30 protein-coding genes and 3 pseudogenes are annotated in these 26,153 nt (G+C 61.4%); 16 read left to right on the forward strand and 17 right to left on the reverse strand.

All coding sequences use genetic code 11. From position 1 onward, the window contains the following. Window positions 1-11: 11 nt before the first annotated feature. Complete coding sequence (locus tag GGD57_RS10310) at window positions 12-914, forward strand: LysR family transcriptional regulator (RefSeq protein WP_184469373.1); 903 nt, start codon at window positions 12-14, stop codon at window positions 912-914. A 19-nt stretch (window positions 915-933) separates the two neighbouring features. Continuing rightward, window positions 934-1,020, forward strand: a pseudogene (locus GGD57_RS29130) (GrpB family protein); the annotation flags it as partial. Between the two features lie 69 nt (window positions 1,021-1,089). On the opposite strand, the gene GGD57_RS10315 reads toward GGD57_RS29130, so the two are convergent. Then, entirely contained in the window at window positions 1,090-1,371 is a 282-nt protein-coding gene (locus GGD57_RS10315; RefSeq protein WP_085737904.1) for a DUF2188 domain-containing protein, read from the reverse strand. Window positions 1,372-1,600: 229 nt separating this feature from the next. On the opposite strand from GGD57_RS10315, the gene GGD57_RS10320 reads away from it, so the two are divergent. After that, window positions 1,601-2,698, forward strand: coding sequence for a calcium:proton antiporter (locus tag GGD57_RS10320; RefSeq protein ID WP_184469375.1), 1,098 nt, complete (start codon window positions 1,601-1,603; stop codon window positions 2,696-2,698). A 133-nt stretch (window positions 2,699-2,831) separates the two neighbouring features. Here GGD57_RS10320 and GGD57_RS10325 read toward each other — a convergent pair whose 3' ends face one another. From GGD57_RS10325 to GGD57_RS10350, 6 genes are all read right to left on the reverse strand, one after another. Beyond that, on the reverse strand, window positions 2,832-3,521 hold the full coding sequence (locus tag GGD57_RS10325; protein ID WP_184469377.1) for a glycosyltransferase: 690 nt from the start codon (window positions 3,519-3,521) through the stop codon (window positions 2,832-2,834). A 72-nt stretch (window positions 3,522-3,593) separates the two neighbouring features. Continuing rightward, window positions 3,594-4,463, reverse strand: a complete 870-nt coding sequence (locus GGD57_RS10330; RefSeq protein ID WP_184469379.1) for a 3-deoxy-manno-octulosonate cytidylyltransferase — start codon at window positions 4,461-4,463, stop codon at window positions 3,594-3,596. Window positions 4,464-4,510: 47 nt separating this feature from the next. Continuing rightward, entirely contained in the window at window positions 4,511-5,416 is a 906-nt protein-coding gene (locus GGD57_RS10335) for a glycosyltransferase family 8 protein (protein WP_184469381.1), read from the reverse strand. A gap of 180 nt (window positions 5,417-5,596) precedes the next feature. After that, the gene (locus tag GGD57_RS10340) at window positions 5,597-5,983 is read right to left on the reverse strand and encodes a type II toxin-antitoxin system VapC family toxin (RefSeq protein ID WP_184469383.1); all 387 of its coding nucleotides are present in this window, start codon (window positions 5,981-5,983) and stop codon (window positions 5,597-5,599) included. A gap of 2 nt (window positions 5,984-5,985) precedes the next feature. Continuing rightward, window positions 5,986-6,246 (reverse strand): type II toxin-antitoxin system Phd/YefM family antitoxin, encoded by a 261-nt coding sequence (locus GGD57_RS10345; RefSeq protein ID WP_011652922.1) that lies wholly within the window; start codon window positions 6,244-6,246, stop codon window positions 5,986-5,988. A gap of 729 nt (window positions 6,247-6,975) precedes the next feature. Beyond that, window positions 6,976-8,178, reverse strand: a complete 1,203-nt coding sequence (locus GGD57_RS10350; protein WP_097610875.1) for a pyridoxal phosphate-dependent aminotransferase — start codon at window positions 8,176-8,178, stop codon at window positions 6,976-6,978. A 512-nt stretch (window positions 8,179-8,690) separates the two neighbouring features. Between GGD57_RS10350 and GGD57_RS10360 the strand changes: the two are divergent. The 3 genes and pseudogenes from GGD57_RS10360 to GGD57_RS10370 form a co-directional block, all read left to right on the forward strand. Next, window positions 8,691-8,936 (forward strand): annotated as a pseudogene (locus GGD57_RS10360) (marine proteobacterial sortase target protein); the annotation flags it as partial. After that, a pseudogene (locus tag GGD57_RS10365) lies at window positions 8,926-9,183 on the forward strand (class GN sortase); the annotation flags it as partial. The pseudogenes GGD57_RS10360 and GGD57_RS10365, both read left to right, overlap by 11 nt. 115 nt (window positions 9,184-9,298) lie before the next feature. Then, a complete protein-coding gene (locus GGD57_RS10370; RefSeq protein WP_184469385.1) occupies window positions 9,299-10,441 on the forward strand; it encodes a PQQ-dependent sugar dehydrogenase in 1,143 nt (380 codons plus the stop codon). Window positions 10,442-10,445: 4 nt separating this feature from the next. Here GGD57_RS10370 and GGD57_RS10375 read toward each other — a convergent pair whose 3' ends face one another. Continuing rightward, window positions 10,446-10,919 (reverse strand): DUF3052 domain-containing protein, encoded by a 474-nt coding sequence (locus GGD57_RS10375; RefSeq protein WP_184469387.1) that lies wholly within the window; start codon window positions 10,917-10,919, stop codon window positions 10,446-10,448. Window positions 10,920-11,016: 97 nt separating this feature from the next. Between GGD57_RS10375 and GGD57_RS10380 the strand changes: the two genes are divergently transcribed. The 3 genes from GGD57_RS10380 to GGD57_RS10390 all read left to right on the forward strand — a co-directional run bounded on the left by GGD57_RS10380 (window position 11,017) and on the right by GGD57_RS10390 (window position 13,211). Next, window positions 11,017-11,907 (forward strand): DMT family transporter, encoded by an 891-nt coding sequence (locus GGD57_RS10380; protein ID WP_184469389.1) that lies wholly within the window; start codon window positions 11,017-11,019, stop codon window positions 11,905-11,907. Between the two features lie 485 nt (window positions 11,908-12,392). Beyond that, a complete protein-coding gene (locus GGD57_RS10385; protein ID WP_003561293.1) occupies window positions 12,393-12,608 on the forward strand; it encodes a cold-shock protein in 216 nt (71 codons plus the stop codon). 147 nt (window positions 12,609-12,755) lie between these two features. Then, on the forward strand, window positions 12,756-13,211 hold the full coding sequence (locus GGD57_RS10390; protein WP_085739007.1) for a BA14K family protein: 456 nt from the start codon (window positions 12,756-12,758) through the stop codon (window positions 13,209-13,211). 56 nt (window positions 13,212-13,267) lie between these two features. Here the strand turns inward: GGD57_RS10390 and GGD57_RS10395 are convergent, their stop codons facing one another. The 3 genes from GGD57_RS10395 to GGD57_RS10405 are packed head-to-tail and all read right to left on the reverse strand — an operon-like array spanning window position 13,268 to window position 15,861. Beyond that, complete coding sequence (locus tag GGD57_RS10395; protein WP_184469391.1) at window positions 13,268-14,644, reverse strand: ATP-binding protein; 1,377 nt, start codon at window positions 14,642-14,644, stop codon at window positions 13,268-13,270. Between the two features lie 23 nt (window positions 14,645-14,667). Further along, window positions 14,668-15,369 carry a response regulator gene (locus tag GGD57_RS10400; protein WP_010068070.1) on the reverse strand — a complete coding sequence of 234 codons (702 nt, stop codon included), beginning with the start codon at window positions 15,367-15,369 and terminating at the stop codon, window positions 14,668-14,670. After that, window positions 15,370-15,861, reverse strand: coding sequence for a MarR family transcriptional regulator (locus GGD57_RS10405; RefSeq protein WP_184469393.1), 492 nt, complete (start codon window positions 15,859-15,861; stop codon window positions 15,370-15,372). 126 nt (window positions 15,862-15,987) lie between these two features. Between GGD57_RS10405 and GGD57_RS10410 the strand changes: the two genes are divergently transcribed. Then, the gene (locus tag GGD57_RS10410) at window positions 15,988-16,254 is read left to right on the forward strand and encodes a hypothetical protein (RefSeq protein WP_184469395.1); all 267 of its coding nucleotides are present in this window, start codon (window positions 15,988-15,990) and stop codon (window positions 16,252-16,254) included. Between the two features lie 38 nt (window positions 16,255-16,292). Here the strand turns inward: GGD57_RS10410 and GGD57_RS10415 are convergent, their stop codons facing one another. Next, window positions 16,293-16,562, reverse strand: a complete 270-nt coding sequence (locus tag GGD57_RS10415; protein WP_184469398.1) for a hypothetical protein — start codon at window positions 16,560-16,562, stop codon at window positions 16,293-16,295. A gap of 185 nt (window positions 16,563-16,747) precedes the next feature. Continuing rightward, window positions 16,748-17,365, reverse strand: a complete 618-nt coding sequence (locus GGD57_RS10420; protein WP_184469400.1) for a DUF1236 domain-containing protein — start codon at window positions 17,363-17,365, stop codon at window positions 16,748-16,750. Window positions 17,366-17,652: 287 nt separating this feature from the next. Between GGD57_RS10420 and GGD57_RS10425 the strand changes: the two genes are divergently transcribed. Beyond that, window positions 17,653-18,306: an MBL fold metallo-hydrolase gene (locus GGD57_RS10425; protein ID WP_184469402.1), complete on the forward strand. Its 654-nt coding sequence runs from the start codon at window positions 17,653-17,655 to the stop codon at window positions 18,304-18,306. A 191-nt stretch (window positions 18,307-18,497) separates the two neighbouring features. Here GGD57_RS10425 and GGD57_RS10430 read toward each other — a convergent pair whose 3' ends face one another. From GGD57_RS10430 to GGD57_RS10445, 4 genes are all read right to left on the reverse strand, one after another. After that, on the reverse strand, window positions 18,498-18,839 hold the full coding sequence (locus tag GGD57_RS10430) for a tRNA-binding protein (protein ID WP_184469404.1): 342 nt from the start codon (window positions 18,837-18,839) through the stop codon (window positions 18,498-18,500). 11 nt (window positions 18,840-18,850) lie between these two features. After that, window positions 18,851-19,678 (reverse strand): pyrroline-5-carboxylate reductase, encoded by an 828-nt coding sequence (gene proC, locus GGD57_RS10435; RefSeq protein ID WP_184469406.1) that lies wholly within the window; start codon window positions 19,676-19,678, stop codon window positions 18,851-18,853. 1 nt (window position 19,679) lies between these two features. Next, window positions 19,680-20,180, reverse strand: coding sequence for a YbjN domain-containing protein (locus tag GGD57_RS10440; protein ID WP_085737921.1), 501 nt, complete (start codon window positions 20,178-20,180; stop codon window positions 19,680-19,682). 476 nt (window positions 20,181-20,656) lie between these two features. Next, window positions 20,657-20,917 carry an accessory factor UbiK family protein gene (locus GGD57_RS10445; RefSeq protein WP_010065892.1) on the reverse strand — a complete coding sequence of 87 codons (261 nt, stop codon included), beginning with the start codon at window positions 20,915-20,917 and terminating at the stop codon, window positions 20,657-20,659. 202 nt (window positions 20,918-21,119) lie between these two features. On the opposite strand from GGD57_RS10445, the gene lgt reads away from it, so the two are divergent. The 5 genes from lgt to GGD57_RS10470 all read left to right on the forward strand — a co-directional run bounded on the left by lgt (window position 21,120) and on the right by GGD57_RS10470 (window position 26,062). Next, window positions 21,120-21,968, forward strand: a complete 849-nt coding sequence (gene lgt, locus GGD57_RS10450) for a prolipoprotein diacylglyceryl transferase (RefSeq protein ID WP_184469408.1) — start codon at window positions 21,120-21,122, stop codon at window positions 21,966-21,968. A 16-nt stretch (window positions 21,969-21,984) separates the two neighbouring features. Further along, window positions 21,985-23,085, forward strand: a complete 1,101-nt coding sequence (locus tag GGD57_RS10455; protein ID WP_184469409.1) for a class I SAM-dependent methyltransferase — start codon at window positions 21,985-21,987, stop codon at window positions 23,083-23,085. Window positions 23,086-23,196: 111 nt separating this feature from the next. Beyond that, window positions 23,197-23,991 carry a peptidoglycan editing factor PgeF gene (pgeF, locus tag GGD57_RS10460; RefSeq protein ID WP_184469411.1) on the forward strand — a complete coding sequence of 265 codons (795 nt, stop codon included), beginning with the start codon at window positions 23,197-23,199 and terminating at the stop codon, window positions 23,989-23,991. A gap of 5 nt (window positions 23,992-23,996) precedes the next feature. Next, complete coding sequence (locus GGD57_RS10465) at window positions 23,997-25,148, forward strand: M24 family metallopeptidase (RefSeq protein ID WP_184469413.1); 1,152 nt, start codon at window positions 23,997-23,999, stop codon at window positions 25,146-25,148. 104 nt (window positions 25,149-25,252) lie between these two features. Further along, window positions 25,253-26,062, forward strand: a complete 810-nt coding sequence (locus GGD57_RS10470) for a hypothetical protein (RefSeq protein WP_184469415.1) — start codon at window positions 25,253-25,255, stop codon at window positions 26,060-26,062. The last annotated feature ends 91 nt before the right edge of the window (window positions 26,063-26,153 follow it).

A 26,153-nucleotide genomic window follows, 5' to 3' on the forward strand; every position in this document is an offset into this window, starting at 1 on the left:
TACAAAAATATATGAGCACTGAACCGAACTGGGATTTCTACCGCAGTTTTCTAACCGTGCTCCAGCACGGGTCGCTTTCGGCCGCTGCCCGCGAATTGGGGTTGACCCAGCCGACGATCGGTCGCCATGTCGATGCCCTGGAACTGGCGATCGGCGCCGAACTCTTCATCCGATCGCCGAATGGCCTGTTGCCGACCGACGCCGCGCTGGCATTGAAGCCCTATGCCGAGACGCTGGCGGCAACCGCCGCAGCCCTTTTGCGCACCGCATCCGGCCAGCGTCAGCACGTGGCGGGAACCGTCAGGGTCAGCGCCAGCGAGGTCATCGCCGTCGAAGTACTGCCTCGGATTTTCGGACCGTTGCAGGAGACCCATCCCGAACTCCAGATCGAGCTCTCGGCATCGGATACGATCGAGGATCTGGTGAACCGGGAGGCCGATATCGCCGTGCGCATGGCCGAGCCACAGCAGGATGCGCTCGTCGTGCGCCGCATCGGCGATATTCCCCTCGGCTTTCATGCCCACCGCCGCTATCTCGAACGGCACGGCATCCCGGAAACCATCGCAGATCTCGCAAACCACCGGCTGATCGGCTTCGATCGGCAAACGGCCTACGTCCGCATGGTGATGAAACGCTATCCGGTACCGGAGGGCATCAAATTCTCCTACAGAACCGACAGCAATCTTGCCCAGCTTTCGGCGATCCGCGCCGGCGTCGGCATCGGCATCTGCCAGACCGGGCTCGCCCGGGAAAATCCCGACCTGGTTCACATCCTGCCCGACGCGTTCGAGATCCCGCTCGGCACATGGGTGGTCATGCATGAGAGCCTGAAGACTTCGCCGCGCTGCCGCGCCACCTTCGACGCGCTGGTCGGAGGGCTGCAAGACTATCATCGATCTTCGATCGGCACATGACCCGGCATCCGGCTCGACCGGTGACGGAACCTATCGAAGGAGGTGGATTTTCCGGAATTGTGCCATCACGCATCCGCAGGCGGCGGCTGATTATGCCGCGCTCAAATGAAGGCTGGCAGCCGGATTGGGGATGAATGGCGATCGTCGCGCGAGCGTCGATGGGCGATAGGTCGCATCAAATGCGTTGCGAGGCCTCGGCCGCGCGGCCCTTCCACTGGCCGTCCACCACCTCGGTTTCCGGCCGATCGCCGCCCTCGGCATATTCCTCATGCCACTTGCCGTTCTCGTCCTGCCAACTGATCTCGGCGGAATCGCCGCCGACCTGCTGTTCGTCCGCGACGATGCGCGCAGCTTCGAGCGCCTCGGCATGGGTCGGGAATGCCTCGGAATAGACGCCTCCGAGCCTGTAGGCCCACCCGCCGTCATGCGGCACGACTTCGTAGACCACCTTGATCATGCATCCGTCTCCTCATCTTTATTGCGCACTCGCACGCTTCCGGACAGGATCCGGATCATCGCGGCCGCTTGACGAGAATTCGAGGACGCCGCGATCTGCTTTCCGGCCCCGATGACATTCAGTATTCCATTAAACGCCGAAGACTGCAAATGGGACTGAATGGAGGCTTGCTTGATATGCGAAATCAGTGGCTTAGATAAAACGCATGAATCGGCACGGGAGCTGAGCCTTGGGGATTGCGTCACGCTTGCGAGAAGAGACGTTTCTGGTCGCCGCACTGGTCGTTGCAGCGATCGCCTATCTCTTGGAACACACGGTGATCGAGATGGGACGCGGCGTCGCGCTGATCGCAGCCGCCGCCCTGGTCGGCACCATCGTTCTCGCCTCGATCCGCGTTGCCCATCACGCCGAGCTGCTCGCCGTCAAGGTCGGCGATCCCTATGGCACGATGATCCTCACGCTTTCGGCCGTCGCCGTCGAGGTCATCATCCTCGCCATCATGATGAGCGGAGAAAGTTCGCCGACACTGGTGCGCGACACGATCTATTCCGCCCTGATGCTCGATATCAACGGCATTCTGGGTCTTGCCGCCTTGCTCGGCGGCCTCAAGCATGGCGAGCAGCCCTATAACGACAATTCGGGCAAGACCTACGGCGTGATGATCCTCACTGCCATGGGCATCTCGATGATCGTGCCGGAATTCGTACCCTATCATAAATTGCACTATTATTCCGCCTTCACCATCGTCGCGATGATCGCGCTCTATGGCCTCTTCCTGCGCATGCAGGTCGGCCAGCACAGCTATTTTTTCAGCTACAGCTACCCGCGCTCCGAACGGAAGAAAGAAAGCCCGGAGGAGCATGGATCCGAGGAGTCGGCCGCGATGTCGATCGCGACCATCCTTGCCGGCGTCGTCATCATCGGCCTGCTGGCGGAGTTCATGTCGACCTTCATGACCGAAGGCCTGCGCGACAGCGGTGCGCCAATCGCGGTGACGGCCGTCGTCGTGGCGGCGATTTCGGCCGCGCCCGAAATCCTGACCGCCTTGCGGGCGGCGCTCAAGAACCGGATGCAGGCGACCGTCAACATCGCCATGGGCGCCTCGCTGTCGACGGTGATCCTGACGGTACCTGTGATGGAGGCGATCGCACTGTATACGGGCCAGCCCTTCATCATGGCGATGACCCCGGCCCAGACGGTGATGGTGACGATCACCCTGATTGCCGCGGCGATCAACCTCAACGACGGCGAGACCAACGCCATAGAGGGCATGACGCATTTCATCCTGTTCGCCACCTTCATCATGCTGACGGCGCTGGGGCTTTGAAGGCTCCCTTCCCCCGTGGAGAACGGGCTGTTTAGAGCATGTCGCGCAAAAGTGTGCAGCGGTTTTGCGATAACGACATGCGCAAAACAAGACCTAAAGCGCGAGGAGCGAATCTGAAAGATCGCGACGCGCTTTAGACGGGCTGTTGGGCGAAGAGCAGGCGTTCGCGGGCTGCGAACCATTCCTCGGCGTAATCGTCATTCTTGTATTGATCGAAATACGGCCCGCCATCGGTGAAGTGGACGTTCTTGGCGTCTTCGCGGTAGTCGTATTCGTTGACGAGGTAGTTCCACGTCACCGGCAGTTCGCCGATGAGGTCGTCGTTCTCAAGCCACTTGAACTGGTGCAGTTGCAGGCCGGTCGCCGTGTTGACGTAGTCGGGCGTCAGCGCGCTGCATTTGTCGTTGTTGAAGAGAATGAGGCTCGACCAGTTCTTCTTTTCGTACTTGGTCTGCGTATGGCCGAGGAACTTCGTGTCGATCTTCGGCTGATAATCGTGTTTGACGCACATGGCGGCGCAGCGATCGTCGCGCAGAGCCCACAGCTCGGCAATATCGGCGCGCATCAGCATGTCGCAATCCATGAAGATGCTCCAGCCCTCGAAACCGCTGAGATAGGGCGTCAGGAAACGCGAGAAGGAGAACTCTGTGGATTGCAGCGCGTTGCGCTGACGGGTGAAAATCCCGCCAAGATTGGAAAGTGCAATGGGCGAGAACTCGACCGGGATCGACGACTTCTCGATGATGCTCTGCACGAGAACGTGGTAGGCGACCACTTCCTTGGGATCGAATCCCACAAAAATTCGTACGTTCTGTTGTTTCATTGTCCACCTTGATCGCCAGTATCGACAACAGCTTTCTTGGCCGCTACGCCTGTTGGCAACGGCCTGCGACAGTCATCCCTTCGACTTTTCGAGGAAACGCTGCTTGCGTGTCTTCGGTTTGAACCGCCGGAAGAAATTGTCGACGGCGCGGATGAATTTAGTGACGGACATCAGCCTGTCGATCTGGCTGTTCGTATTGTCGAGCCGCTCCGACAAGACCTCAACCGCAGTCATCGCGATCTCGATCGGCGGCACCTCAGGAAACCGTTTGGCAAGCGCCGAATAGGGGCTCGCATCGACGCCGCCCATCATTGAGATCGAACCCATGCGCGCAAAGAGACGCAGGAAAATCTGCTCGAACGTCCAATCGTGAACGTCGAACACCTTCCACTTCTCGCTCCGCTTTGCCGAAAAGCCGGCAAGCAGGATCTTGCCCGGCAACTGCAGATCGGCGAACCACAACGCTACCGCAAAGCCGCTCGTCGCGATCTTGCCGATCGGATAGAGATCGGCGAGCATTTGCGTCAGATCGAGGTGACGGGCATCAGCGCCTTCGAAGCAGTTCTTTTCGCTGAGATTTTCCTCGACGGAGACCCGAATGTTGACGACGCCGAGGAAATCGTCGCCGCCAAAGAAGCGTAAGACATCTGCCGCCTCGCGCCGGTGGACGATATGGGCGCCCATCACGTCGCTGCGGGCAACCAGCATGGAATGGCCGACAAAGGGCTCGTCGAGCACCTTGTAGACCTTGTTGAAGAAGACGTAGAGCGCCGTCTCCGGCAATTCGCTCCGCAACCGTTCGAGATCGACCGCCTCACTGTTTGCCACCAGCACAATATGGGAATAGCGCGACAACAACGCCTTCCACGCTTCCGGCGTCAGGAAATTGAAGCCGCCACCCGGAGCGGTCGTAGCCTTGTTATCGCTGGGGATTGCTTCCATATCGCCTCACATGCACTTTCCAAGGACGACGCGCTCCGTCCGCCCGACTAGCTGTTGCTGAAATAGGCGCGCATCCGGGCAAGCCGCGTCAGCCCGCCGATCTGCTTTCCCACATGCGAGAAGAAGCCCGCCACTCGGTCCGTCATCGACGGCTGCCGGCAGAAAGACGCCCAGGGCGTGTTGCGAAGATCTTCGGCATAACGATCGGCCATCCGCCGGTGCACCCAGGGAACGTTCGCCTGCCACGGCTTCTTGCGGCCGGTAAAATGAAAGATGGCCGGCCGGTCGACGAAAGGCAGCAAGCCCGTCTGCGTATTCCAGCGCGGATCGAGCACCAGCCAGTCGCTATCGAAAGCAACGTTCAGCGCATCCTGGTCGTTGTTCTCGAACAGGTGCGACCGCTCCTCGTAGATTTCCCGGGTCCTGGCGAAAAGCCCCCTCGCCCGGCAGACCGACCAATCGAACAGCAATACGCCGGCATTGAAGTAACGGCCGCGCTCGCCCATGCCGATCTTGCGCTGGCGCGCGCCTGATTTTTCGGGAAAGGCCATGACATAGTCGTCGACGGCGGCAAGCGCCTTACCCTGAAAATCGAGGGTGAAGAGCTCGTCGACGGATGCCACCGCGAGCACATCGGCATCGAGGTAAAGCAGGCGTTCGATATGGTCGGGTATATCCCGATCCATGTAGAGCCGCGCCAGCGTGGCGGCGGACCAGCGGCCCCGCGCCTGGAGACCGGTATCGGGCGTCTTATAGGGCAGCACCCTGATCGCCATACCGTGAAGCCGCCCAAAATTGTCGATCTCGGCGACCTCGTTCGGCTTGAGGTCGATGCCGAGAAGCAGGAACTCGACACCAGCATTCGTAAGATTGCGCTTGACGGAAAGCAGAGTACAGCAGGCGGCCGGCAGCATGTTGACATCCGAACAGACGATGACGGCACTCTGCTGCAAAATCCGGCCCCCCGAAGCGGTAAATTGAACTTGATGCCGGATATCTAGTTGGTTTGGCGTCCGCCCGCAACCGCAGAACACCCGCCCCAGCGGCACTCCCCGTCACGTTTTGAATCGGAATTCAACGACTTGCGAGGCGAAGCGGATTCAATGCGGCAACGCGTTGAATCGGCATGTGAGCTATAGTCGCAGCGCCAGAGGATGATCGACGAGCAGCCGGTCGACGGTGGCGAGTTGCAAGCCTTCGACCTTGCACTGCGCCAGCAACAGCCGATCAAAGGGATCACGCGTCTCCGGCTCGGGATCGGCGGTGGTGATGACGTGTGGGATATCGACAGGCAGGATCATCAATCCGGCTTCCCGGAGATAGACGGGAATGGTCTCAAGCGGCAATCCCGGCTGCAATTTGCCAAGTCTTGTCTTGATGGCAATTTCCCAGAGGCTGGCGACACTGACGAAACCGCTGGCGGCCCCGTCTGAAAGCAACTGCTCGACACGCGGAAAGCGGTCGGTCAGCTTCTTCTGCGCGATAGCAATCACCATATGAGTATCAAGCAGCACACGCATGGTTACGGCAGCGGCTTGAGAAGGAAATCTTCCGGCAAAGGATCGTCGAAATCGTCGGCAATATACATCTCCGTCCTCGTGATACCCTTGGAACGGAGATAGGCCTCGCCGGCCTCCAGATTCAAACCACCGCGCTTCTGATGCGGCACCAGATCGAATACCGGCCGGCCGTTCCGCGTCACGACAATGGTCTCGCCTTCCTCGACCTCGCGAGCAAGCTCGGTCAAGCGGTTCTTCGCGTCGCGGATCGAAACGGTCTTCATGACGCCAAATGTAGCCACATGCAGCCACATCGTCAACGGCGGAATCGGGATAGGGGGGAGCCTGTTGGCTCCGCCCCTCCCACACCACCCGGCATGCGGGTCCGCACCGGGCGGTTGAAGCAGTTGAAGTCGTCGGGCTCGTCGTTCTCCCGGCCTGACGCTTGGGTTTGCTTAGTCTGGTTCGGCGGATTTGATTTCTCGCTGCCGTGACCCTTCGGGCTTCACCCTACCTGCCAGATCGGCGAGCTTCGCTGGCGCGACCATCTGAGACCATTCAAATCCGATAACCATCGGCTTCCCCTTCCGCTCCTTCGGCCCTTCGTTTGCGCCAAGGCGCTCCCTACTACGGCCTCTGCTGACTTCTCGCTCCGGCTCTGCACCGTCGCCCTTTCAGGCGCAAAGCGAGATCTCCCCAGGTAAGAACGCACTCCTTCACTGCACGACCGCCGGATTTACGCCACCGCCCCTTGGTCACGAGAGCTTTGCGGTCATTAGCCCGCTCGCCCTGGTCGGCACCGCCTCATATCCGGTTCTTGTCCATCGGCCCGCAGTTGCGATCCACGCTTCCTCCCCACGGTCAGTCACCCTTCCGCAGTTGCGCTTCTCTTCGTTCGCCATGACCAGCTTACGGTGGGACTTCCACCCACAAGAGTGCGCCCATGCTGGGCGCACTAAATAAAAGGCCCACCGTCACCGGCAGGCCTTGGATCGAAGTTATCGCGGTTCGCTTTACTTGCAGGCGCCGCAGAAGCGCTGGATGCGGCGGCAGGCTTCCTCAAGCAGATCTTCCGATGTCGCATAGGAGATGCGGAAGTTCGGGCCAAGGCCGAAGGCCGAGCCGTGAACGACGGCAACGCCTTCCGATTCCAGAAGCTCGGAAACGAAATCCTCATCGGTCTCGATGACCTTGCCCGAGGGCGCCGTCTTGCCGATCAGGCCTTTGCAAGAGGGGTAGACGTAGAAGGCGCCTTCCGGCACCGGGCAGACGATGCCCTTGGCCTGGTTCAGCATCGAAACGACGAGATCGCGGCGGCCTTCGAAGATCTTTTTGTTCGCAGGAATGAAGTCCTGCGTGCCGTTCAGCGCTTCGACAGCCGCCCACTGGGCGATCGACGTCGCACCCGAGGTCTGCTGCCCCTGGATCATGTCCATGGCCTTGATGAGCTGGAGCGGGCCGGCGGCATAGCCGATACGCCAGCCGGTCATGGCATAGGCCTTGGAGACGCCGTTCATCGTCAGCGTCCGGTCATAAAGACTGGGCTCTACCTCCACGGGCGTGACGAACTTGAAGTCGCCATAGGTCAGGTGCTCGTACATGTCGTCGGTCAGCACCCAGACATGCGGATGCTTGACCAACACGTCGGTCAGCGCCTTCAGTTCGTCATGCGTATAGGCCGCACCCGTCGGGTTGGACGGCGAATTGAAGATGAACCATTTCGTCTTCGGCGTGATCGCCTTTTCGAGATCGGCGGCCTGAAGCTTGAAATTGTGCTCCTGGGTGGCCGAAACGAAAACCGGCGTGCCGCCGCAAAGCGCCACCATTTCCGGATAGGACACCCAGTAAGGCGCCGGGATGACGACTTCGTCGCCGGGGTTCAGCGTCGCCATGAAGGCGTTGAACAGGATCTGCTTGCCGCCGGTGCCGACGATCGTCTGCTCCCAGGAATATTCCAGGCCGTTCTCGCGCTTGAACTTGGCGGCGATCGCCTTGCGCAGCTCGGGGATACCGGAAACCGGCGTGTACTTCGTCTCGCCGCGGTTGATCGCGTCGATGGCGGCCTTCTTGATATTCTCGGGCGTATCGAAATCCGGCTCGCCGGCGCCGAGGCCGATCACGTCGCGTCCTTTCGCTTTCAGCTCGCGCGCTTTCTGGGAAACGGCGATGGTGGCTGAAGGCTTCACACGGGAAAGAGCATCGGCAAGGAAGGCCATGATATCGGTCCTATTGGTTGAAACGGGCAGAAAGCCGGGACCGGAGTTCTGCGGTTAGCTCTATGTCCAATGTATGACGGCATTTCAAGCGCAAAGGCGTCATCGAGACATGATTCTTATTGATCGTTTCGCCGCACGGGCGAGCCGGCCCGCCCCGCGCACATCGGGCGTTGGCTCGCCGCCACGACCTGAACCTCGACACGGCGATCTCGCGCTATCAGGACCGCGAATTCGCCATCGCCACCAATAAGCCGCAACAAATGCCGCGCGCCGCCGCAATTCGGTCGTCAGCGCGCCGAGATCGAAGCATCATCTGCCGGTCTCCGAAATTGGTTATTGAGGGTATGCCAATGTTTCTGGACGATGAGTTTGCAATCCGGCTCATGCGCATGCGCCGGATTTCCGTTCTGTTTCTTGTCGTCGCTACCGCCTTTATTGCCTGCATCGCGGCAATACCGGGGCTTGCCTCCGCCGCCCGCGCCGCCGAGACGCAGCAGGTCTCCACCGAGTTCGCAGCCCTTGTCCGGCCAAATGGCATCGCCATCGATGTCTCCGGTCCTTTCGCCGAGGCCGCCACCATGATCGCACAGAAGTCCTCGACCGTGAACCTGCCGCAGACGGCAACGCGCGCTGACGAACAGATCGCCCGCGGCCTCACCGTGCTGCTCCTGGCGCTGATGGCGGCGAGCGGGCTGGCAGTCTGGCGTCGTCGCCTCAAGGGCATTGTCGTGATCGGAGCCAAGCGCGATGGTCGCTAGATCAGCTGCAAATGAGAGTGAGGGAGCGGCCGAATTCGAGCCGCTTCCGACTTATCTGGAACTCGCCCTGGCCGCCGCCACGGCCCACGACGCACCGAAGAGGCGGCGAAGGAAAGGTTTTTTCCTCTGGCGCCTTTCCTCGACCGAAAGAGCGATCGCCTTTGCCATTGCCGGTCTTGCCCTTTACGGCCTGGCGCTGATTGGCGACGGTTTCCTGCTGAAGGCGAAGGCCGAACTGATCGACATCAAGACGACGGGTGCCGTTCAACCGGCAAACACAAAGCCGTTATTGCAGTCCGAATGAGGGTTGAAGCCACCCTCTCCCCACTCCACGTTCATCGTGAGAGACGACGGGGAAGCCAATGAAGAGAATGTCCGCCTTCCATTTCGCCGCAGCGCTGGTCCTGTTCGGCGCCGTATCGGCCGGTGCGGTCGATACCGTCAACACACAAGGGCCTGCCGTCCGTGTCGACAAACTGGCCGACGGCCTCGAGCATCCCTGGGCGGTCGAAGTCTTGCCCGATGGCGCCTATCTCGTCACCGAGCGGCCGGGCCGCATGCGGATCGTCCGCGACGGCAAGCTCTCCGACCCGATCGGCGGCGTGCCCAAAGTCAGCGCCCGTGGCCAGGGCGGCCTGATGGACGTGGCGCTCGCTCCGGACTTTGCCAAGAGCCGCAAACTCTATTTCACCGCCGCCATCGCCAATGGGCAGGGTTCCGGCACCGAAGCCTTCAGTGCTACACTTTCCGCGGACGAGACGACGCTCGAGGCGGCGACGCCTGTTTTCACCATGCGGCGCTTCACGTCAGGCAACATCCAATATGGCTCGCGCATCGCGATCGCCCCCGACGGCACGCTCTTCATCAGCGTCGGCGATCGCGGCGACCGCGACCGCTCGCAGGACTGGCAGGACGATGCCGGCTCGATCATCCACATCAACAGCGATGGCAGCATCCCGGCGGACAATCCGTTCAGGGACGGCGGCAAGGCGCTGCCGGAAATCTGGTCGAAAGGCCACCGCAACCCGCAGGGCATCGCCATCGACGCCAAGGACGGCAGGCTCTACACCGTGGAACACGGCGCGCGTGGCGGCGACGAGATCAATCAACCCGAGGCGGGCAAGAATTACGGCTGGCCGATCATCACCTACGGTCGCGACTATTCGGGCGCCGAGATCGGCGAAGGCACCGCCAAGGAAGGGCTGGAGCAGCCGCTGCATTACTGGGATCCGTCGATCGCGCCGGGTGCGCTCGCCGTTTATCGCGGCGCGATGTTCCCGGAATGGGACGGCAATTTCCTGGTCGCAGCACTGAAGTTCCAGCTGCTCTCACGCATGCAGCGTGACGAGAGCGGCGCCTTCATTGCAGAAGAGCGCCTGTTCGAGGGCGAATACGGCCGAATCCGCGATATCGTCGTCGCGCCCGATGGCGCGCTGCTGATGGTCACGGATGAGGAGAACGGATCGCTGCTCAGGGTTTCGCGTGCTGAGGCCAATAACGGCTGAAAGATTACAACGTGCCGCGCAATTCCCTACGGATGACGAATTTCAGCCCCGACCAGATTTCGTCGACGGCGCAGACCTTGACGTCGACAAGGCCTGTGGGAAGAAGGATCTCTCGCAGCACGTCCTCGGTGACATCGGTCGGTACCCGCGAACTCTTCTTCGGCCAGGAGATCCAGAGCATGCCGTCCGGTTTGAGAGCACGCAAGAGCATTGGCGCGATTGCCTCCAGCGCCTCTCGTTCAGTCACAAAAAGATGCATATAATCGAAGGCCCGCCGAGGCGTTTCGGGAAGCGCAAGAGCGACCGAGGCAAAACCATCGAAGCCGTGGACGTCGTCGATCGTCTCGGGAACGCCGAGAAGGGCAGCAGTCTGCCCACGCACAAGGCCGAGCTTCCTGCCGAGGGGCGTGCCCGAATAGCCTGCCGTCACGGGCGTCGCCGCCATATCGTCGGCCGGCCGGCCCTTTCCGCCTTGCATGCCATCACCTCCATCGCCAAGTGTGAAGTCTTCACCCTTGCCTCTAGGAAATGCAACTGCTAACCGCTTGGGCACATCCCTTCCCCTTGAGGACGACATGACGCGCGCTCAGGCGAACCTCCTCCTATTGCTTGCGGCCGCCATCTGGGGCGGCGGCTTCGTCGCGCAATCGACGGCGATGAAGGCGATCGGCCCCTTCTGGTTCATCGCCCTGCGTTTTGCCGTCGCCACATTGGCCGTGCTGCCTTTCGTCACCTTTGAAGCGCGCAAAGCCAAGGTGAAGACAAGCCGACGCCATGCGACACTCTATGTCCTCACGGGCCTTGCCCTTTTCAGCGGCGCCGCCACCCAGCAGGTCGGGCTGCAGACGACGACGGTGACAAATTCCAGCTTCATCACCGGTCTCTATGTCGTCTTCGTGCCGCTGATCGCCGTGTTCTTCCTGCGCCGTGCCCCGCATTGGATCATCTGGCCAGGCGCGCTGATGGCGCTCGCCGGCATCTATCTCCTGTCCGGCGGTCATCTCTCGGCGCTTACATCAGGTGATCTGCTGACCGTCGTCTGCGCCGTCTTCTGGGCAATCCAGATCACCCTCGCCGGCACGACCGTTTCTGCGACCGGCAGGCCGCTCGCGCTCTCGGCCACGCAATTCGCCGTCACCGCGGTCTGCGCGCTTGCCGTTGCCGCAGCCGTCGAACCGATCACCCTGTCGGCGATTTGGGCGGCAGGACCAGAGATCCTCTATGTCGGCATCTTTTCCTCCGGCCTCGCCTTCGTGCTGCAGGTGATCGCTCAGCGCTATACCACGCCCTCGCAGGCTGCGATCTTCCTCTCTTCCGAGGCATTGTTCGGCTCATCGCTCGCGGCCCTCCTGCTCGGCGAAACGATGTCGGCGACGGGGTATACAGGTTGTGCGCTCATATTTATCGCTATGCTTGTAGTCGAGCTCGTACCCGGATTGGCTCGCCGCCGCCTGCCGGCCACCTGAACACGCGTCCAAATATGGGTGGATGTCGGATTCCAAAAAAAATTTACGGAACCCGGAAAGCCCGTTTACGTTGCATTTTTGGGGAAATCTGCTCGGAACTTATATTGCAGACGATATAAAACGTTAATCATTCCCTATCTTCGAAGAAAATTTTGCGTTTTTGCGCAAATCGGATATCCGCAGGGGTCTGCCCGACACGGCAGGCTAAAAACTTTTGCTTGCCAAAATCCTTTAAACGCAGCACTCTCAGCGCGTTCGGGCATTTTGCGAGCATGGGAAGTCCTTAAGTATTTGCGCGCCGGGAACGCTAATATCCCGGTCAGCCGGTTCCGAAAATGGCGGGCGAAAGTCCTGCCGGGAGCAGGCCGAGGTAGAGGGGACCTTTTTCTCACATTTCAAGAATTGCCTGCCAACGCCTCCCGCAAGGAGGCAATGCTATGATGCTGCCCGTGTGGATGGCGGGCAGAGAGAAAAGGACCTGAGGCATGGCAGAGACTGGCACTGTAAAATTCTTCAATACCGACAAAGGCTTCGGCTTCATCAAGCCGGACCGGGGCGGCGCCGATATCTTCGTTCACATTTCTGCCGTTCAAGCCTCCGGGCTGGCCGGCCTGACGGAAAACCAGAAGGTAAGCTTCGACACGGAGCCGGATCGCCGTGGCAAAGGCCCGAAGGCCGTCAATCTGCAGATTGCGGGCTGAACCCTTAACAAGGCTGTCGAATTCGAGTTGAAGCCCGGCAGCAATGCCGGGTTTTGTCGTTCAGCCTTCGTTCAGCTATAATTCTTTAGGACTATGACCATCGAGAAGGAGCCGGCGTTCGGTTTCCGGGATTAGGACTTGATGGTTATGAACAGGCTTGCCAAAACTCTTCTGCTGACGGCAACGGCTGCCGCGCTCACTCTCTCCGTCATCGGCGAAGCATCGGCCGGTGATCGCCACTGGCGCCATCATAACAACAACGACGCCCTCGTCGGCGGCGCCGTCGGCCTCGCCACCGGCCTGATTGTCGGCTCGGCGATTGCCAATAGCGGCCCGGTTTACGACGAACCTCGCTACATCGATCCGCCCTACGAGCCGGGATATTACGAGCCCGCTCCGGTCTACCGCGCCCCGCGCCGCGTCTACGTCGAGCAGCCGCAATATGTCGAACAGCCGCGATATTACGCGCCTGTCCGCGCCTCGGTGGAGCCCTGGTCGCCACAATGGGAGCGTTACTGCTCTTACCGTTACCGCTCCTTCGATCCGCGCAGCGGCACCTATATCGGCAGCGACGGTCGCAGCCACTTCTGCACCGCCGGCTGATCGCCCAATCACTCCTTATCCGAAGCGCCGCTTTTCAGCGGCGCTTTTGTTTTAGTTTAGGCAGGAATACGGATCGTTGCTCTCAAGCCCCCGAGCGGGCTGTCGCCGAGGGTGACGTTGCCGCCGTGGCTGCGGGCAATGTCGCGGGCGATCGCAAGGCCGAGGCCGGTGCCCGAAGCATCGAGGTTGCGCGCCGTATCCAGCCGGAAGAACGGCTTGAACACGTCCTCGCGGTTCTTTTCCGGAATGCCCGGCCCGTCATCGTCGAAAACCACCGTCAGCCATTTGGCGTTGTGCTTGGCCTCGATGTCGAGCCGGCCCGCATAACGACGCGCATTCGAGGCCAGGTTGGTGACGAGACGCATGAAGGCGTTCGGCCTGACGGATATGTCGTCGTCGCCTTCGATGGAATAGTTGAATGTCTTGCCGTGCAGGGCGAAATCGGATTCCAGCTTGGCGAAGATCTCGCTGAGCTTCAGTTCGCCGACATCCTCTTCGACCTCGCCGCGTGCGAAGGCCATGTAGGCCTCCAGCATCGTCTGCATATCGTTGACGTCGTCGTTCAGCCCATGCAGGTCGGGATTGTCGCCGGCAAGCGCCAACTGCAGTTTGAAGCGGGTGAGGATGGTGCGCAGATCGTGGCTGACGCCGGAAAGCATCGCGGTGCGCTGCTCGATCTGCCGCTCGATTCGCTCGCGCATCAGAATGAAGGCAAGACCGGCGCGCCGGACTTCGTCGGCACCGCGCGGATAGAAATTGTCGGGTTTCTGCCCCTTGCCGAAGCTTTCGGCCGCGCGCGCCAAGGTCAGGATCGGCCGGATCTGCCCGCGCAGGAAGAGGATCGAGATGCCGATCAGCACCAGCGAAGTGCCGACCATCCAGACGATGAAGATATGCGTGTTCGAGGCATAGGTCTGGCTGCGCTTGGTCAGCACCCGCAGAATCTTGTTGTCCAGCTTGATGCGGATTTCGACGAGATTCGAGTTGCCGACCGTGTCGATCCAGAAAGGCCGGTGGATCTCGTCAGTGATCTCGTCGCTGAGGATGCCGTCGAGGATCGAGAAGAACGGCTTGACGCGCGGCGGCGGCAGGTCGCCGTCCGGCTCGATCGAGATCTGCAGGCTGAGCTGGTCGCGGGCGATGCGGATGATTTCGCTATAGTCCGAATTCTGCGGATAGGTCTCGATGATCTCGATGATCGCCGCGATATCGCGGGTGACGGCAAGCGACAGCCGCTCCGTCACCATCTGCCAGTGGCGCTCCATGAAGACGGCGGCGACGACGGATTGCAGCAGCACCATCGGAATGATGATGATCAGCAGCGAGCGCGCATAAAGCCCGGTCGGCAGCCGTCTGCGCAACCAGCGCACGATCGAGCGCCAGCCCGGCTCAGAAGTGCGGTCTTCCCGCCGCAAGCTATCGATCGTCGCCATCAGCGCCGGTCCTGATCTTGAGTTTAATCGATGCTCAGCCTGTATCCGATGCCGCGCACGGTCTGCAGCCAGACGGGATTGGCGGGATCGTCCTCGATCTTACGCCGCAGCCGGTTGATCTGCACGTCGATCGTCCGCTCGCCGACCTCGGTGTCGTTGCCGATCAGTTCATGCCGGGGAATCGTGTCGCCGGCGCGCCGGGCAAAGAGCAGCATTATTTCCTGCTCGCGGTCGGTGAGTCGGATCACCTCGCTGGCCTTCTTCAGCTCCTTGCGGGTGAGCGAGAACGTGTAGGGGCCGAACATCACCTGTTCGATCTTCGGTCCCTCGCCGCCGGCATTGCGGCGCAGGATATTGTTGATACGCAGCACCAGTTCGCGCGGGTCGAACGGCTTGGAAAGATAATCGTCGGCGCCTGCTTCCAGGCCTTCGATGCGATTGCCCGATTCCGCCAGCGCCGTCAGCATGATGATCGGCACATTCTTGATGGCGCGAAGCCCGCGGGTGACCTCGATGCCGGATTCGCCGGGCATCATCACATCCATGATGATCAGGTCGAAATCCAGGCCCGCCAGCTTGCGCTGCGCCTCGGCGCCATCGGCGGCGACGGTAACGCGGAAACCGTTCTCCGCGAGATAACGGTTGAGCAGCGCGCGGATACGCGAATCGTCGTCGACCACCAGCAGATGCGCTGCATCGTCGGAAATACCTGTCTTGACCGCCATTCACTCCGCCTTCTGTCTGTCCCGCATCCCTCTGAGGAAAGCTTTTACGCCCTCCCGCACCTCCGCAGAAGCCCCTTCGAATGCCCGCTCAATGCGGCGCGATTGCGGCTCGGCAAGGGCAAGCGCCAGCTCTCGTCCCGATTTGGTCGGATAGAGCTTGCGTTGCCGCCGGTCCTCCGGGCCTGCCACCTGGCGAATATAACCTGAATCGATCAGCTGTTTCAGCACCCTTGCAAGGCTCTGCTTGGTGATCTTCAGCGTATCGAGAAGATCGGCCACCGTCATGCCTGGATTGCGGTTGACGAAATGCACGACGCGGTGATGTGCCCGGCCGAAGCCGCTCTTTTCGAGGATGGCGTCAGGATCGGAAACGAAGTCGCGATAGGCGAAGAAGAACAGCTCGATGATCTCGAAATCGATGATGTCGGTATCTTCCATCGGCGTGGCCAGCGGCTCTGGCTTGCCTGCTTTCGGGCCGGTCTGTCCTGACACTCGGCATTTCCTTTCTCATCCCGCACATATCTTCGGAAACCAAGGTCGGCCCGCAACTTCCGACGCAACAAAACAATTCCCCTTGCGTCTGTGGATAAAACGTAATGGGGGCAACAATCAACAGACATGGCGCAGGAAGGGCATCCGGCCCGATATCGCCGAATACCATTGCCGCGAGACTGCGCCCTGCGCCTGCGAAGGCAAGGGCTGCGCGGATATGACGATGCTCGATTATCGTGGCCAGGTCGACGTATCGACCGGGCCAACATTTTCTTCGTCAAGGACGGCGTCATTCACGCCGAGCCGTATCGCTTCACGCGGTCGACGATCTCCGAAACCCTGATCAACCACACCATGAAGGATGTTTATCCGACGGCGGTCGCCGCCGGATAATATCCGTCACGCGCTCAGTCCGGCCGGAGAGTCGAGCCTTACCGATGCGCCCGCGCCATGACCAGTCCGGCGAGCGTCGAGAGAATGCCGCCGCCGATCAGGCCGCCGATGCCGTCGGCGATCAGGCCGGTCATCGCCGCTTCCCCGCCGACCATGCTGAGCAGCATGCCGCCGCCCACACCGCCGATCGCGCCGGCGATCGTACGGGCGACGACGTTCATCGCCTGCTGTTTCAACGCGGCGCTCGCGGCATTGCCGCCGATGGCGCCGGCAATCAATTGCGTGACGAGCGGAAGTAACGCTTCCATGATTTCCTCCTCTGGCGATCTCCCCGATCGCCGATCCATACCGAACCTTCGGTATATTAGAATTTTATCATATTTCAGGAAAATGCGTGAGGAAAAATCAACCCATACGAGATTAAGGCGGCGGGAGGAGACACAGCGGCGGAGGCGGCCGAACGACCGCCTCGTTTTGCATTTTGCCGATCACGTCACTGATAGATATAGACGATCCGGCGCGTACCCGGATCGACCAGCACCGGCCGGTCGTTGATCCTGGTATAACGATATTCGTAGTCCGGGATCGTCTGGAAGGTGACGTCGGCGGGCACTTCCGCACCGACGACGACATCGCCGCCGAGCTGCACCGTCTGGCCGGGGTTGGTGTCGATATAGGTGCGAACCGTTTCCGGCGGAGTGATGGTTTCGACCGCCCCGACGGGACCGATCAATTCGTCGCCCGGCGCCGGCTGCGGGTCGGCGGGAACGACACTGGCGGTCGACTCATAGGTCACGACGGGAACGCCGATCTCGGCGCGGTGCTGTTCGACGATGACGGGGCTGCCGCCGCGGTCGACCTGCAGATAATCGGCATAGACCCAGCCGCGCATGCCATTGACGTCGACACGGCACCAGCGGCTGCCTTCGATGCAGCCGTCGAGCACCGCGGTCGAGCCACGCGTGGCAAGACCGACTGCCGGATATTGCGGGCCGGGGCCGGCGCGGACGTTGAGATCATTGACGGTCGTCGCCACCATCTCCGCCTGCGCAAGCCCGCCGCTCGCCAGGAGCACGGCTCCCGCCAGCAGAATGTTTCTCTTCAAGGTCATATGAGCGTCTCCTTGGTTTCGATGGGCGGACAACGCGTGGGCTTCCACGATGTTCCCAGGCACGCCGCAGCGCGAAACGCCGCTTGCGGAGTGCTTCTCACAAACCTTTGAAGACGTTGAATAAAGCCTGAATTTTTCGGCCGCCGGCATCACCATCGCGATGCATAAATTCTTATTGCAGCCGGTCTTTTAAGCGTGAGGCTCGCCGGAGAGGCAGAAGATTCCGGCTGCCCTTGCAGCCGTTTCGGATTATACCCTGAGCATCATAGACACCAAGCGAGGCATTTATGGACATGCTCCAGGCCGGCATCATTCCGGTGACACCTTTCCAGCAAAACTGCACGATCTTCTTCGATCCCGATACCAAGGAAGGCGTCGTCGTCGATCCGGGTGGCGACGTGCCGCTGATCCTCCAGGCGATCGCGCAAAACGGCCTGACCATCAAGGAAATCTGGCTGACCCATGGCCATCTCGATCATGCCGGTGGCGCCAGCGAACTGAAGGAGGCCTTGAGCGTCGACGTTGTCGGCCCGCATCAGGACGACCTGCCGCTATTGCAGAGGATCGAAACCCAGGCCGAAAAATACGGCATATCGGGATTGCGCAATGTCCTGCCTGACCGCTGGCTGAAGGATGGCGACAAGGTCTCCTTCGGCGCCCACGAATTCGAGGTCTATCACGCCCCCGGCCATGCACCCGGCCACGTCATCTATTTCAACCGCGCGCAGAATTTCGCCCATCTCGGCGACGTGCTGTTCAACGGCTCGATCGGCCGGACCGACCTGCCCGGCGGCAATCATCAGCAGCTTCTCGATTCGATCCGCGATAAGGTATTGCCGCTCGGCGACGACGTCGGCTTCATCTGCGGCCACGGCCCCGGCAGCCGCATCGGCGACGAACGGCGGAGCAATCCATTTCTGCAGGAAATCAAGCCGCGTTGAGCATCCGGCTCGGGCACATCGAGCACCAACCCGCGACGTCATCCTCGGCCTTGTGCCGAGGATCTACGCACATCAAATCAAGAACCTGAAAATAAACGTTTTTCTGCCAAGCAATTGCAGTACTCAAATGCTTGGCACCAAGCCCAACATGACGCAGGACAGCTTGTCAACGAACTGCTGCGAGCGCACGCTCACATCATCTTCCTGCCGTTCGGCACCGGCTGTTCGACAGCCGTAAGCACGATTGCGCCGTTCTCGTCCTCGAATCCCAGCGTCAGCACTTCCGAGCGGACCGGCCCGATCTGGCGCGGCGGGAAATTGACGACGCCGAGCACCTGCCGGCCGATCAGGCTTTCCAGCGTGTAGTGCACGGTGATCTGCGCCGATGATTTCTTGATGCCGATCTCGGGACCGAAGTCGATGACCAGCTTGTATGCCGGCTTGCGCGCTTCCGGAAAGGGACTAGCCTCGATAATCGTGCCGACGCGAATATCGACACGCTCGAAATCGGCGTAAGTGATCTCTTCGGCCATGCCGATCTCCCTCAGCCGGCCAGTTCCTCGGCCCGCTTGCGCGCCGCCGCAAGGGCCGCGTCGAACAGAGGCTGCATGCCGTCTTCCGCCATCAGCACGGCGAGCGCTGCCGCCGTCGTGCCGCCGGGAGACGTCACATTCTGCCGCAGCCGCGAAGCGTCGTCGGGGGACTGGTGCAAGAGTTCACCAGCCCCCGCGACTGTTTCCCGCGCAAGACGCATGGCGAGGTCCGCCTGCAAGCCGAGTTTACGGCCTGCCTCCGCCATGCATTCGACGAGATAGAACACATAGGCAGGACCGCTGCCAGAAAGCGCCGTCACCGCATCGATATCGGCCTCCTCGGGCACCCATTCGACCGGACCCGAGACACTGAGAAGCGAATGAACACGATCGCGCTGCTGATCGCTGACCCCGGCATTGGCAAAGGCGCCGGTGACGCCGCGCCCGACCATAGCCGGCGTGTTCGGCATGGCCCGCACCATGGCGGCTTTACCGAGATGTTTCTCGAGGAAACCGAGCGTCTTGCCGGCCGCGACCGAAACGACGACCGTTTCCGCGCCGACGGCGCTCTTCACATCAGGCAATACCGTCTCCATCACCTGCGGCTTGATCGCCAGGAACAGAACGCTCGCCTTCAGATCCGCCGGAACCGCGGTCAGATGCTTCGCGCCCGCCTCGCCGATCGTCGCAAGCATTGCCGGCGACGGGCCGGGATCGACGACGATGACGGCCGAGCCCGGGACGCCGCTCTTCAGCCAGCCGGAAAGCATCGCTCCGCCCATGTTTCCGGCGCCGATCAGGACGACGGGTTTTTCCGATGAGAAAGCATTTACCGGCATCTTATGCCTCGCCAACCGTTTCGAACAGCACGGCTTCCATCGCCTTGGCTGCGTCCATGCCGGACCAGACGACGAACTGGAATGCCTGGAAATAGGCCTCGCAGGTGTCGAGTGCGCTGGAGAGCAGCACCTCAACCTGGCGGTTGGTCGGCTCCGCACCGCCGGCCAGCAGCAGCGACTGGCGGAAAATGACGACATCCTCCTGGCGCCAGAGGTCGAAATGACCCATCAGCACCTGCCCGTTGATCGCAGAGAGCAGCTTGACCACCTCATTGACCCTGATGTCGGGAACTTTGATATCGAAGGCGCAGCCAAGGTGCAGCGCCTCGAATTCCTCCATCCAGGAGAAGGAGACATGATAGTCCGTCCAGCGGCCCTCGACCGTCATCGCGATCTCGTCCTCGCCGGACCGTTCGAACGACCAGTCGTTGTTTGATGCAACATACTCGATCATATCGACCGGGTTCGACTGACGCTCGACTTCCAATTCCATCAGGTTCATGCAGCACCTTCTTGACCGGAACGAATGCGACTAACTTGGTGTAGGAACACAAGAAAAGACACACGCAAATACCGGAACCACCACTCGGATGATCGTTGAACCGCTGCCAGACTTAACGCAGATAACCTGCCCGGAGCTTACCAAGTCGCTTCGAATCATCATTTAAAATCAGTGTATAATGCCCCTTGCCCCCTGCCAGCCCCCTGAGGGGAAAATAGGCCAGGCCGCTGTGGAAAGGCTCTTCGAAATTCAATTCAGAAGGGAGAATAAGCGACTCTGCGAATTGGCTTTTTTGGCAGTGTCCACAGGTGGAAAACTCACCCGATTTTTTTATGGAAGATGCGGCATGTGAGAATAAGGCCGCGCCGCATCTTGCGTCGTATCGAGACTTTGAAGTGTGCCGCGGTTTTTGCGATCACGCTGCGCGCAAAGACCTGAAGCGCGGGTCAGGCGAACTGAAAGATCGCGACCCCGCTTCAGCGCCCCTCGCCAGCAAGCTTCGCCTCAAGTGCGGCGATGCGGGCAGCAAGCGCCTCGTTCTCGTCGCGCGCCTTGATCGCCATCTCGCGCACGGCCTCGAACTCCTCGCGCTTGACGATATCCATGCTGTTCAGCCAGCGCTCGGCCTGGGCGTTGAAGGCGGTTTCGATCTCCTTGCGGACGCCCTGAGCGGCACCGGCCGCGTCGGTCATCAGCTTGGCGAATTCGTCCATGATGCGGTTCGTTCCGGTCGTCATGGCGTTTTTCTCCCTTGGCATGAGGTGAATTCAGCCCTTCAGGGCCTCGAGAATTGAGGTAGGGCTTCGCCATCGGCGATGCAAGCGCTTTGCGTCGGATAAGCTTACAGGAACCGGCTGCGAAAGAGCGATCACGAACAATGGACTTGACCGTCCGGGATCGCAGCGGCATGTTCCGCCGACCTCAACGGATGGGAAAACCTTGCCGATAGCCGCCGATCTCCTTGCCATCATGCCTTTTCCGGATATCGATCCGATCGCCTTTTCGATCGGTCCGCTGGCGATTCACTGGTACGGTCTAGCCTATGTCGCCGGCATCCTGCTCGGCTGGGCCTATGCGCGCCGCCTGGCCGCCAATGACAGCCTCTGGCCGGGCAATACATCGCCGATGACGAAGACGCAGCTCGACGATTTCATCGTCTGGGCAGCTCTCGGCGTCGTCCTTGGCGGTCGTCTCGGCTATATCTTCTTTTATGACCTCTCCGCCGTCCTGCGCCATCCCATCCGCGCGGTCCAGATCTGGAACGGCGGCATGTCCTTCCATGGCGGCCTGACCGGCACGACGATCGCCATGATCGTCTTTGCCCGCCGCAACGCCATCCCGATCTGGAGCCTGTTCGACATCGTCGCCACCGTCGTTCCCTTTGGTCTGTTTTTCGGCCGCATCGCCAATTTCATCAATGGCGAACTCTGGGGCCGGTTGACCGATGTGTCCTGGGCCGTGGTCTTTCCGACAGGCGGTCCCTTCGCCCGCCACCCGAGCCAGCTTTACGAGGCCGGCCTCGAAGGCATCGTTCTGCTCCTGGTGCTGGCCGCCCTCGTCTACGGCATGCGCGCGCTGAAGAGCCCCGGCTTCATCACCGGCGTTTTCGTCTGCGGCTATGCGCTGTCGCGCATCTTCGTCGAGTTCTTCCGCGAGCCCGACGCCCAGCTCGGTTACCTCCTCGGCACGAACTGGCTGACCATGGGCATGGTCCTCTCCTCCCCGATGATCCTGCTCGGCCTCTGGGCGATGCTGCGGGCTCGCCGCCAGGCTGCGTTGCAGCTTTAAGACGGCAGGACGCGACATGACCACCGCTCTAGGCGAAAAGATCAAGGCCATCATCCAGGCCAACGGCCCGATCAGCGTCACCGATTATTTCTCGCTCTGCCTGGCCGATCCCGAACATGGCTACTACCGCACCCGCGAGCCCTTCGGCCGTTCCGGGGATTTCGTCACGGCACCCGAAGTCAGCCAGATTTTCGGCGAGATGATCGGCGTCTTCATCGTCCATGCCTGGCAACGCCACGGCACGCCGGCGGACGTGCGCCTCGTCGAGATCGGTCCCGGCCGCGGCACCATGATATCGGATATGCTGCGCGTCATTGCCCGCATCGCCCCGCCTCTTTTCGAGACGATGAGCGTGCATCTCGTCGAAACCAGCGAGCGCCTGCGCGACGTCCAGAGCCAGACGCTCGAGGCCTACGGCGAAAAGGTCGCCTGGCATGACGGCTTCGACGAGGTGCCATCCGGCTTCACGCTGATCGCCGCCAACGAACTGTTCGACGCCATCCCGATTCGCCAGTTCGTCCGCACGCCGACCGGCTTCCGCGAGCGCATGGTCGGGCTCGATGCCAATGGCGAACTGACCTTTGCCGCTGGCGTCGCCGGCCTCGATCCAGCACTTCTTCCCGAACCGGTGCAGAACCTGCCGCTCGGCGCACTCTTCGAGATCTCGCCTGCCCGCCAGGCGGTGATGATGGCGATCTGCGAGCGGTTGCGCGCCTTCGGCGGAACGGCGCTCGCGATCGACTACGGCCATCTCGTCACCGGCTTCGGCGATACGCTGCAGGCCGTGCGCATGCATGAATTCGACCCGCCGCTCGCCCATCCCGGCGAAGCCGATCTGACGAGCCATGTCGACTTCCAGCAACTCGCCGAAACGGCGCTTGCGGCCGGCGTCCATCTGAACGGCGCCCTGCATCAGGGTGATTTTCTCACAGGTCTCGGCATCCTCGAACGCGCCGCTGCCCTCGGCAAGGATCGCGAGCCGCAGACCCAGCAGGTCATCCAGACTGCGGTCGACAGGCTCGCCGGCGCCGGTGAAGGCCGGATGGGCGAACTCTTCAAGGCGATGGCGGTTTCTCATCCCGCAGTCGACCTCATGCCCTTTCGTCCGGTGGATTGACAGGGCGCACGCGGCTGGTTCAACATTCCGGCCAAACAAGAACTTGAAGCGCGTCGCCGGTGCGATGCGCTTGGGATAATAACAAACCTCCTGAAAAACCCGGAATCACAGATGCAGGACGCGGCCTCTCCCGCACCGATCGAAAGTGCGCTGCTGAACGAAGCGGCCGGCGGCACCGTCCGCCACGGCTATTTCACCCGGGCCGGCGGCGTTTCCGAAGGGATCTATCGCGGCCTCAATGTCGGCCTCGGCTCCAGCGACGAACGCGACAAGGTTATGGAAAACCGCCGCCGCGTCGCTGCATGGTTCAGCCTGCCGGTCGAGCGGCTGGCGACCGTGCATCAGGTCCATTCCCCAGACGTCGCGACGATCGATGCCGATTACGACGGCGCCCGCCCCGAGGCGGATGCGATGGTAACGCGCACCCCCGGCATCGCGCTTGGCGTGCTTGCTGCCGATTGCGGCCCGATCCTTTTTGCCGATCCCGACAATCACGTCATCGGCGCCGCCCATGCCGGCTGGAAGGGCGCGCTGACCGGCGTGCTCGAAAATACCATCGCCGCCATGGAGGCGCTGGGAGCCGACCGCGCTCGCATCGTCGCTTGCCTCGGTCCCTCGATCAGCCAGGCGAGTTATGAAGTCGGACCCGAATTCATCGAACGTTTCCTCGCCGAGAATCCGGATTACCAGCGCTTCTTCGTACCTTCGGCAACATCAGGCCACGCCATGTTCGATCTGCCGGCACTGACCGTCGAGCGGTTGAAGCGGGCCGGCGTGCGCGCCGAAAGCCTCGGCCTCTGCACCTATCCGGATAGCGAACGCTTCTTTTCCTATCGCAGGACCACACATCGCAAGGAGCCGGATTACGGCCGCCAGATTTCAGCGATATCAATCAGGGAGACTTGAGCAGAATGGCACTCCACTTCGAAAAGGCCGAGTTCGCAAGCCGGCTTGCGCGCCTCACCGAGAAGATGAAGGAAGAAAAGCTCGATGCCCTGCTGCTCTTCGCTCAGGAAAGCATGTACTGGCTGACCGGCTACGACACCTTCGGCTACTGCTTCTTCCAGACACTGGTGGTCAAGAGCGACGGCACCATGGCGCTGATCACCCGCTCGGCCGATCTTCGCCAGGCGAGGCACACCTCGATCATCGAGGATATCCACGTCTGGGTGGACCGGGTCAACGCCGACCCGACGCTCGACCTGAAGAACCTGCTGGTCGAGATGGATTTGCTCGGCACCCGCATCGGTGTCGAATACGATACGCACGGCATGACCGGCCGCGTCGCCCGCCTGCTCGACGCGCAACTGACCGCTTTCGGCCAGATCGTCGACGCGTCCTACCTCGTCAGCCGCCTGCGCCTGGTCAAGAGCCCGACGGAGGTTGCCTATGTCGAGCGGGCCGCCGTTCTCGCCGACGACGCACTCGATGCGGCGATCCGGCTGACCAAGTCAGGCGCCGACGAGGCCGATATCCTCGCCGCCATGCAGGGCGCGATCTTTTCCGGCGGCGGCGATTATCCCGCCAACGAGTTCATCATCGGCTCCGCCGCCGATGCCCTGCTCTGCCGCTACAAGGCCGGCCGCCGCAAGCTCGACGCAAACGATCAGCTGACGCTCGAATGGGCCGGCGCCTATGCGCATTACCATGCCGCCATGATGCGCACGATCGTCATCGGCGAGCCGACGCACCGCCACCGCGAGCTCTACAATGCCTGCCGCGAGACCATCGAGGCGATCGAGACCGTGCTGAAGCCCGGCCATACCTTCGGCGATGTCTTCGACATGCATGCCAGGATCATCGACGAGCGTGGCCTTGCCCGCCATCGGCTGAATGCCTGTGGCTATTCGCTCGGCGCCCGTTTCTCCCCGTCCTGGATGGAGCACCAGATGTTCCATGTCGGCAATCCGCAGCCGATCGAGCCGAACATGTCGCTCTTCGTGCACATGATCATCGCTGATTCCGATACGGGCACGGCGATGACGCTCGGCCAGACCTATCTGACGACGGCGGATGCGCCGCGCACGCTGTCCCGCCACCCGCTCGATTTCATCGGACTTTAAAGGTCGAGCTTGCTCCGGCTAGAATCCGGAATTGACAGAGGACCTTGCCCGCCCGCATAAATTCGGGCGGGGCTGATGCGATTGTGGGAAGGACGGATCAAGGGATGACGCGAGCTGCGATTGTGCCCACGCTCCTGGTCGTCACGGCTCTGCTGACTGCCTGCAATACCACCGATGCACTGACGCCGCTGGTCGACATCGGCGATTCCTCAGCGAGCGCGCCATCGAACCCGGTCACGCAAAGCGAGGCTGAAAGCCTGGCAGGCACCCGCCAGCCGGCCTTCGCCGCAAATACACGGCAGGGCGGCTATCACCCGGCCTACGACCAGACGCAGCGAGCCTATCGGCCCGGTTCCGGTGCGCCCCCGACGACGATGCAGGCGCAGGCCGATGCTTTGTCGCGCAACGATTCCTCGCCCGCCGCCTCCGCCCCGATCGAAGGACAATCGCTGCCGCCGCCGTCAAGCGGCGGTGAACCTGCCGCTCCGGCGGCCGAGACGCGGCAGCCTCGACAGACAGCTGCCCTCAACCCCGGTCCCTCCGCCCGCGGCAATACCGTGCGCTTCCTGCCGATCATCGGCGCGCCGGTTCAGGCGGTGACCCCCCTTTCGCGCCAGCTCGGCTCCGAGGCTCGCGCGCACGGCCTGTCTATCAAAAGCTCGACGGATGCGAGCAGCGACTACATTCTCAAAGGCTATCTCTCCGCCTTCAGCGACGACGGCAAGGTCACCGTCGTCTATGTCTGGGATATTCTCGACAGTGGCGGCGGCCGCCTGCACCGCATCCAGGGGCAGGAAAGCGTGCCGACGGCCGCAGCCGATCCCTGGGCCGGCGTTCCGGCCTCGGTGATGCAGCAGATCGGCTCGAAAACCATCGCGGAATTCTCCTCCTGGCGGCAGACGCAGGGCGGTTAGTCACAAACTTTTTGCAAATATGAGAGCCTGTGGCGCCTTTGCCCTTGCATTCACGGGGAAGCTGGCTAAAAAGCGCGGCTATCAGCGCATA

Source organism: Rhizobium esperanzae (assembly GCF_014197615.1).
Lineage (GTDB): Bacteria > Pseudomonadota > Alphaproteobacteria > Rhizobiales > Rhizobiaceae > Rhizobium > Rhizobium esperanzae_A.

Coding starts and splice junctions, on each gene's coding strand:
- GGD57_RS10310 (WP_184469373.1), top strand. CDS start 12: ATGAGCACTGAACCGAACTGGGATTTCTACCGCAGTTTTCTAACCGTG.
- GGD57_RS10315 (WP_085737904.1), bottom strand. CDS start 1,371: ATGATCAAGGTGGTCTACGAAGTCGTGCCGCATGACGGCGGGTGGGCC.
- GGD57_RS10325 (WP_184469377.1), bottom strand. CDS start 3,521: ATGAAACAACAGAACGTACGAATTTTTGTGGGATTCGATCCCAAGGAA.
- GGD57_RS10330 (WP_184469379.1), bottom strand. CDS start 4,463: ATGGAAGCAATCCCCAGCGATAACAAGGCTACGACCGCTCCGGGTGGC.
- GGD57_RS10340 (WP_184469383.1), bottom strand. CDS start 5,983: ATGCGTGTGCTGCTTGATACTCATATGGTGATTGCTATCGCGCAGAAG.
- GGD57_RS10345 (WP_011652922.1), bottom strand. CDS start 6,246: ATGAAGACCGTTTCGATCCGCGACGCGAAGAACCGCTTGACCGAGCTT.
- GGD57_RS10350 (WP_097610875.1), bottom strand. CDS start 8,178: ATGGCCTTCCTTGCCGATGCTCTTTCCCGTGTGAAGCCTTCAGCCACC.
- GGD57_RS10370 (WP_184469385.1), top strand. CDS start 9,299: ATGAAGAGAATGTCCGCCTTCCATTTCGCCGCAGCGCTGGTCCTGTTC.
- GGD57_RS10375 (WP_184469387.1), bottom strand. CDS start 10,919: ATGCAAGGCGGAAAGGGCCGGCCGGCCGACGATATGGCGGCGACGCCC.
- GGD57_RS10380 (WP_184469389.1), top strand. CDS start 11,017: ATGACGCGCGCTCAGGCGAACCTCCTCCTATTGCTTGCGGCCGCCATC.
- GGD57_RS10385 (WP_003561293.1), top strand. CDS start 12,393: ATGGCAGAGACTGGCACTGTAAAATTCTTCAATACCGACAAAGGCTTC.
- GGD57_RS10390 (WP_085739007.1), top strand. CDS start 12,756: ATGAACAGGCTTGCCAAAACTCTTCTGCTGACGGCAACGGCTGCCGCG.
- GGD57_RS10395 (WP_184469391.1), bottom strand. CDS start 14,644: ATGGCGACGATCGATAGCTTGCGGCGGGAAGACCGCACTTCTGAGCCG.
- GGD57_RS10400 (WP_010068070.1), bottom strand. CDS start 15,369: ATGGCGGTCAAGACAGGTATTTCCGACGATGCAGCGCATCTGCTGGTG.
- GGD57_RS10410 (WP_184469395.1), top strand. CDS start 15,988: ATGGCGCAGGAAGGGCATCCGGCCCGATATCGCCGAATACCATTGCCG.
- GGD57_RS10415 (WP_184469398.1), bottom strand. CDS start 16,562: ATGGAAGCGTTACTTCCGCTCGTCACGCAATTGATTGCCGGCGCCATC.
- GGD57_RS10420 (WP_184469400.1), bottom strand. CDS start 17,365: ATGACCTTGAAGAGAAACATTCTGCTGGCGGGAGCCGTGCTCCTGGCG.
- GGD57_RS10425 (WP_184469402.1), top strand. CDS start 17,653: ATGGACATGCTCCAGGCCGGCATCATTCCGGTGACACCTTTCCAGCAA.
- GGD57_RS10430 (WP_184469404.1), bottom strand. CDS start 18,839: ATGGCCGAAGAGATCACTTACGCCGATTTCGAGCGTGTCGATATTCGC.
- proC (WP_184469406.1), bottom strand. CDS start 19,678: ATGCCGGTAAATGCTTTCTCATCGGAAAAACCCGTCGTCCTGATCGGC.
- GGD57_RS10440 (WP_085737921.1), bottom strand. CDS start 20,180: ATGAACCTGATGGAATTGGAAGTCGAGCGTCAGTCGAACCCGGTCGAT.
- GGD57_RS10445 (WP_010065892.1), bottom strand. CDS start 20,917: ATGACGACCGGAACGAACCGCATCATGGACGAATTCGCCAAGCTGATG.
- GGD57_RS10455 (WP_184469409.1), top strand. CDS start 21,985: ATGACCACCGCTCTAGGCGAAAAGATCAAGGCCATCATCCAGGCCAAC.
- pgeF (WP_184469411.1), top strand. CDS start 23,197: ATGCAGGACGCGGCCTCTCCCGCACCGATCGAAAGTGCGCTGCTGAAC.
- GGD57_RS10465 (WP_184469413.1), top strand. CDS start 23,997: ATGGCACTCCACTTCGAAAAGGCCGAGTTCGCAAGCCGGCTTGCGCGC.
- GGD57_RS10470 (WP_184469415.1), top strand. CDS start 25,253: ATGACGCGAGCTGCGATTGTGCCCACGCTCCTGGTCGTCACGGCTCTG.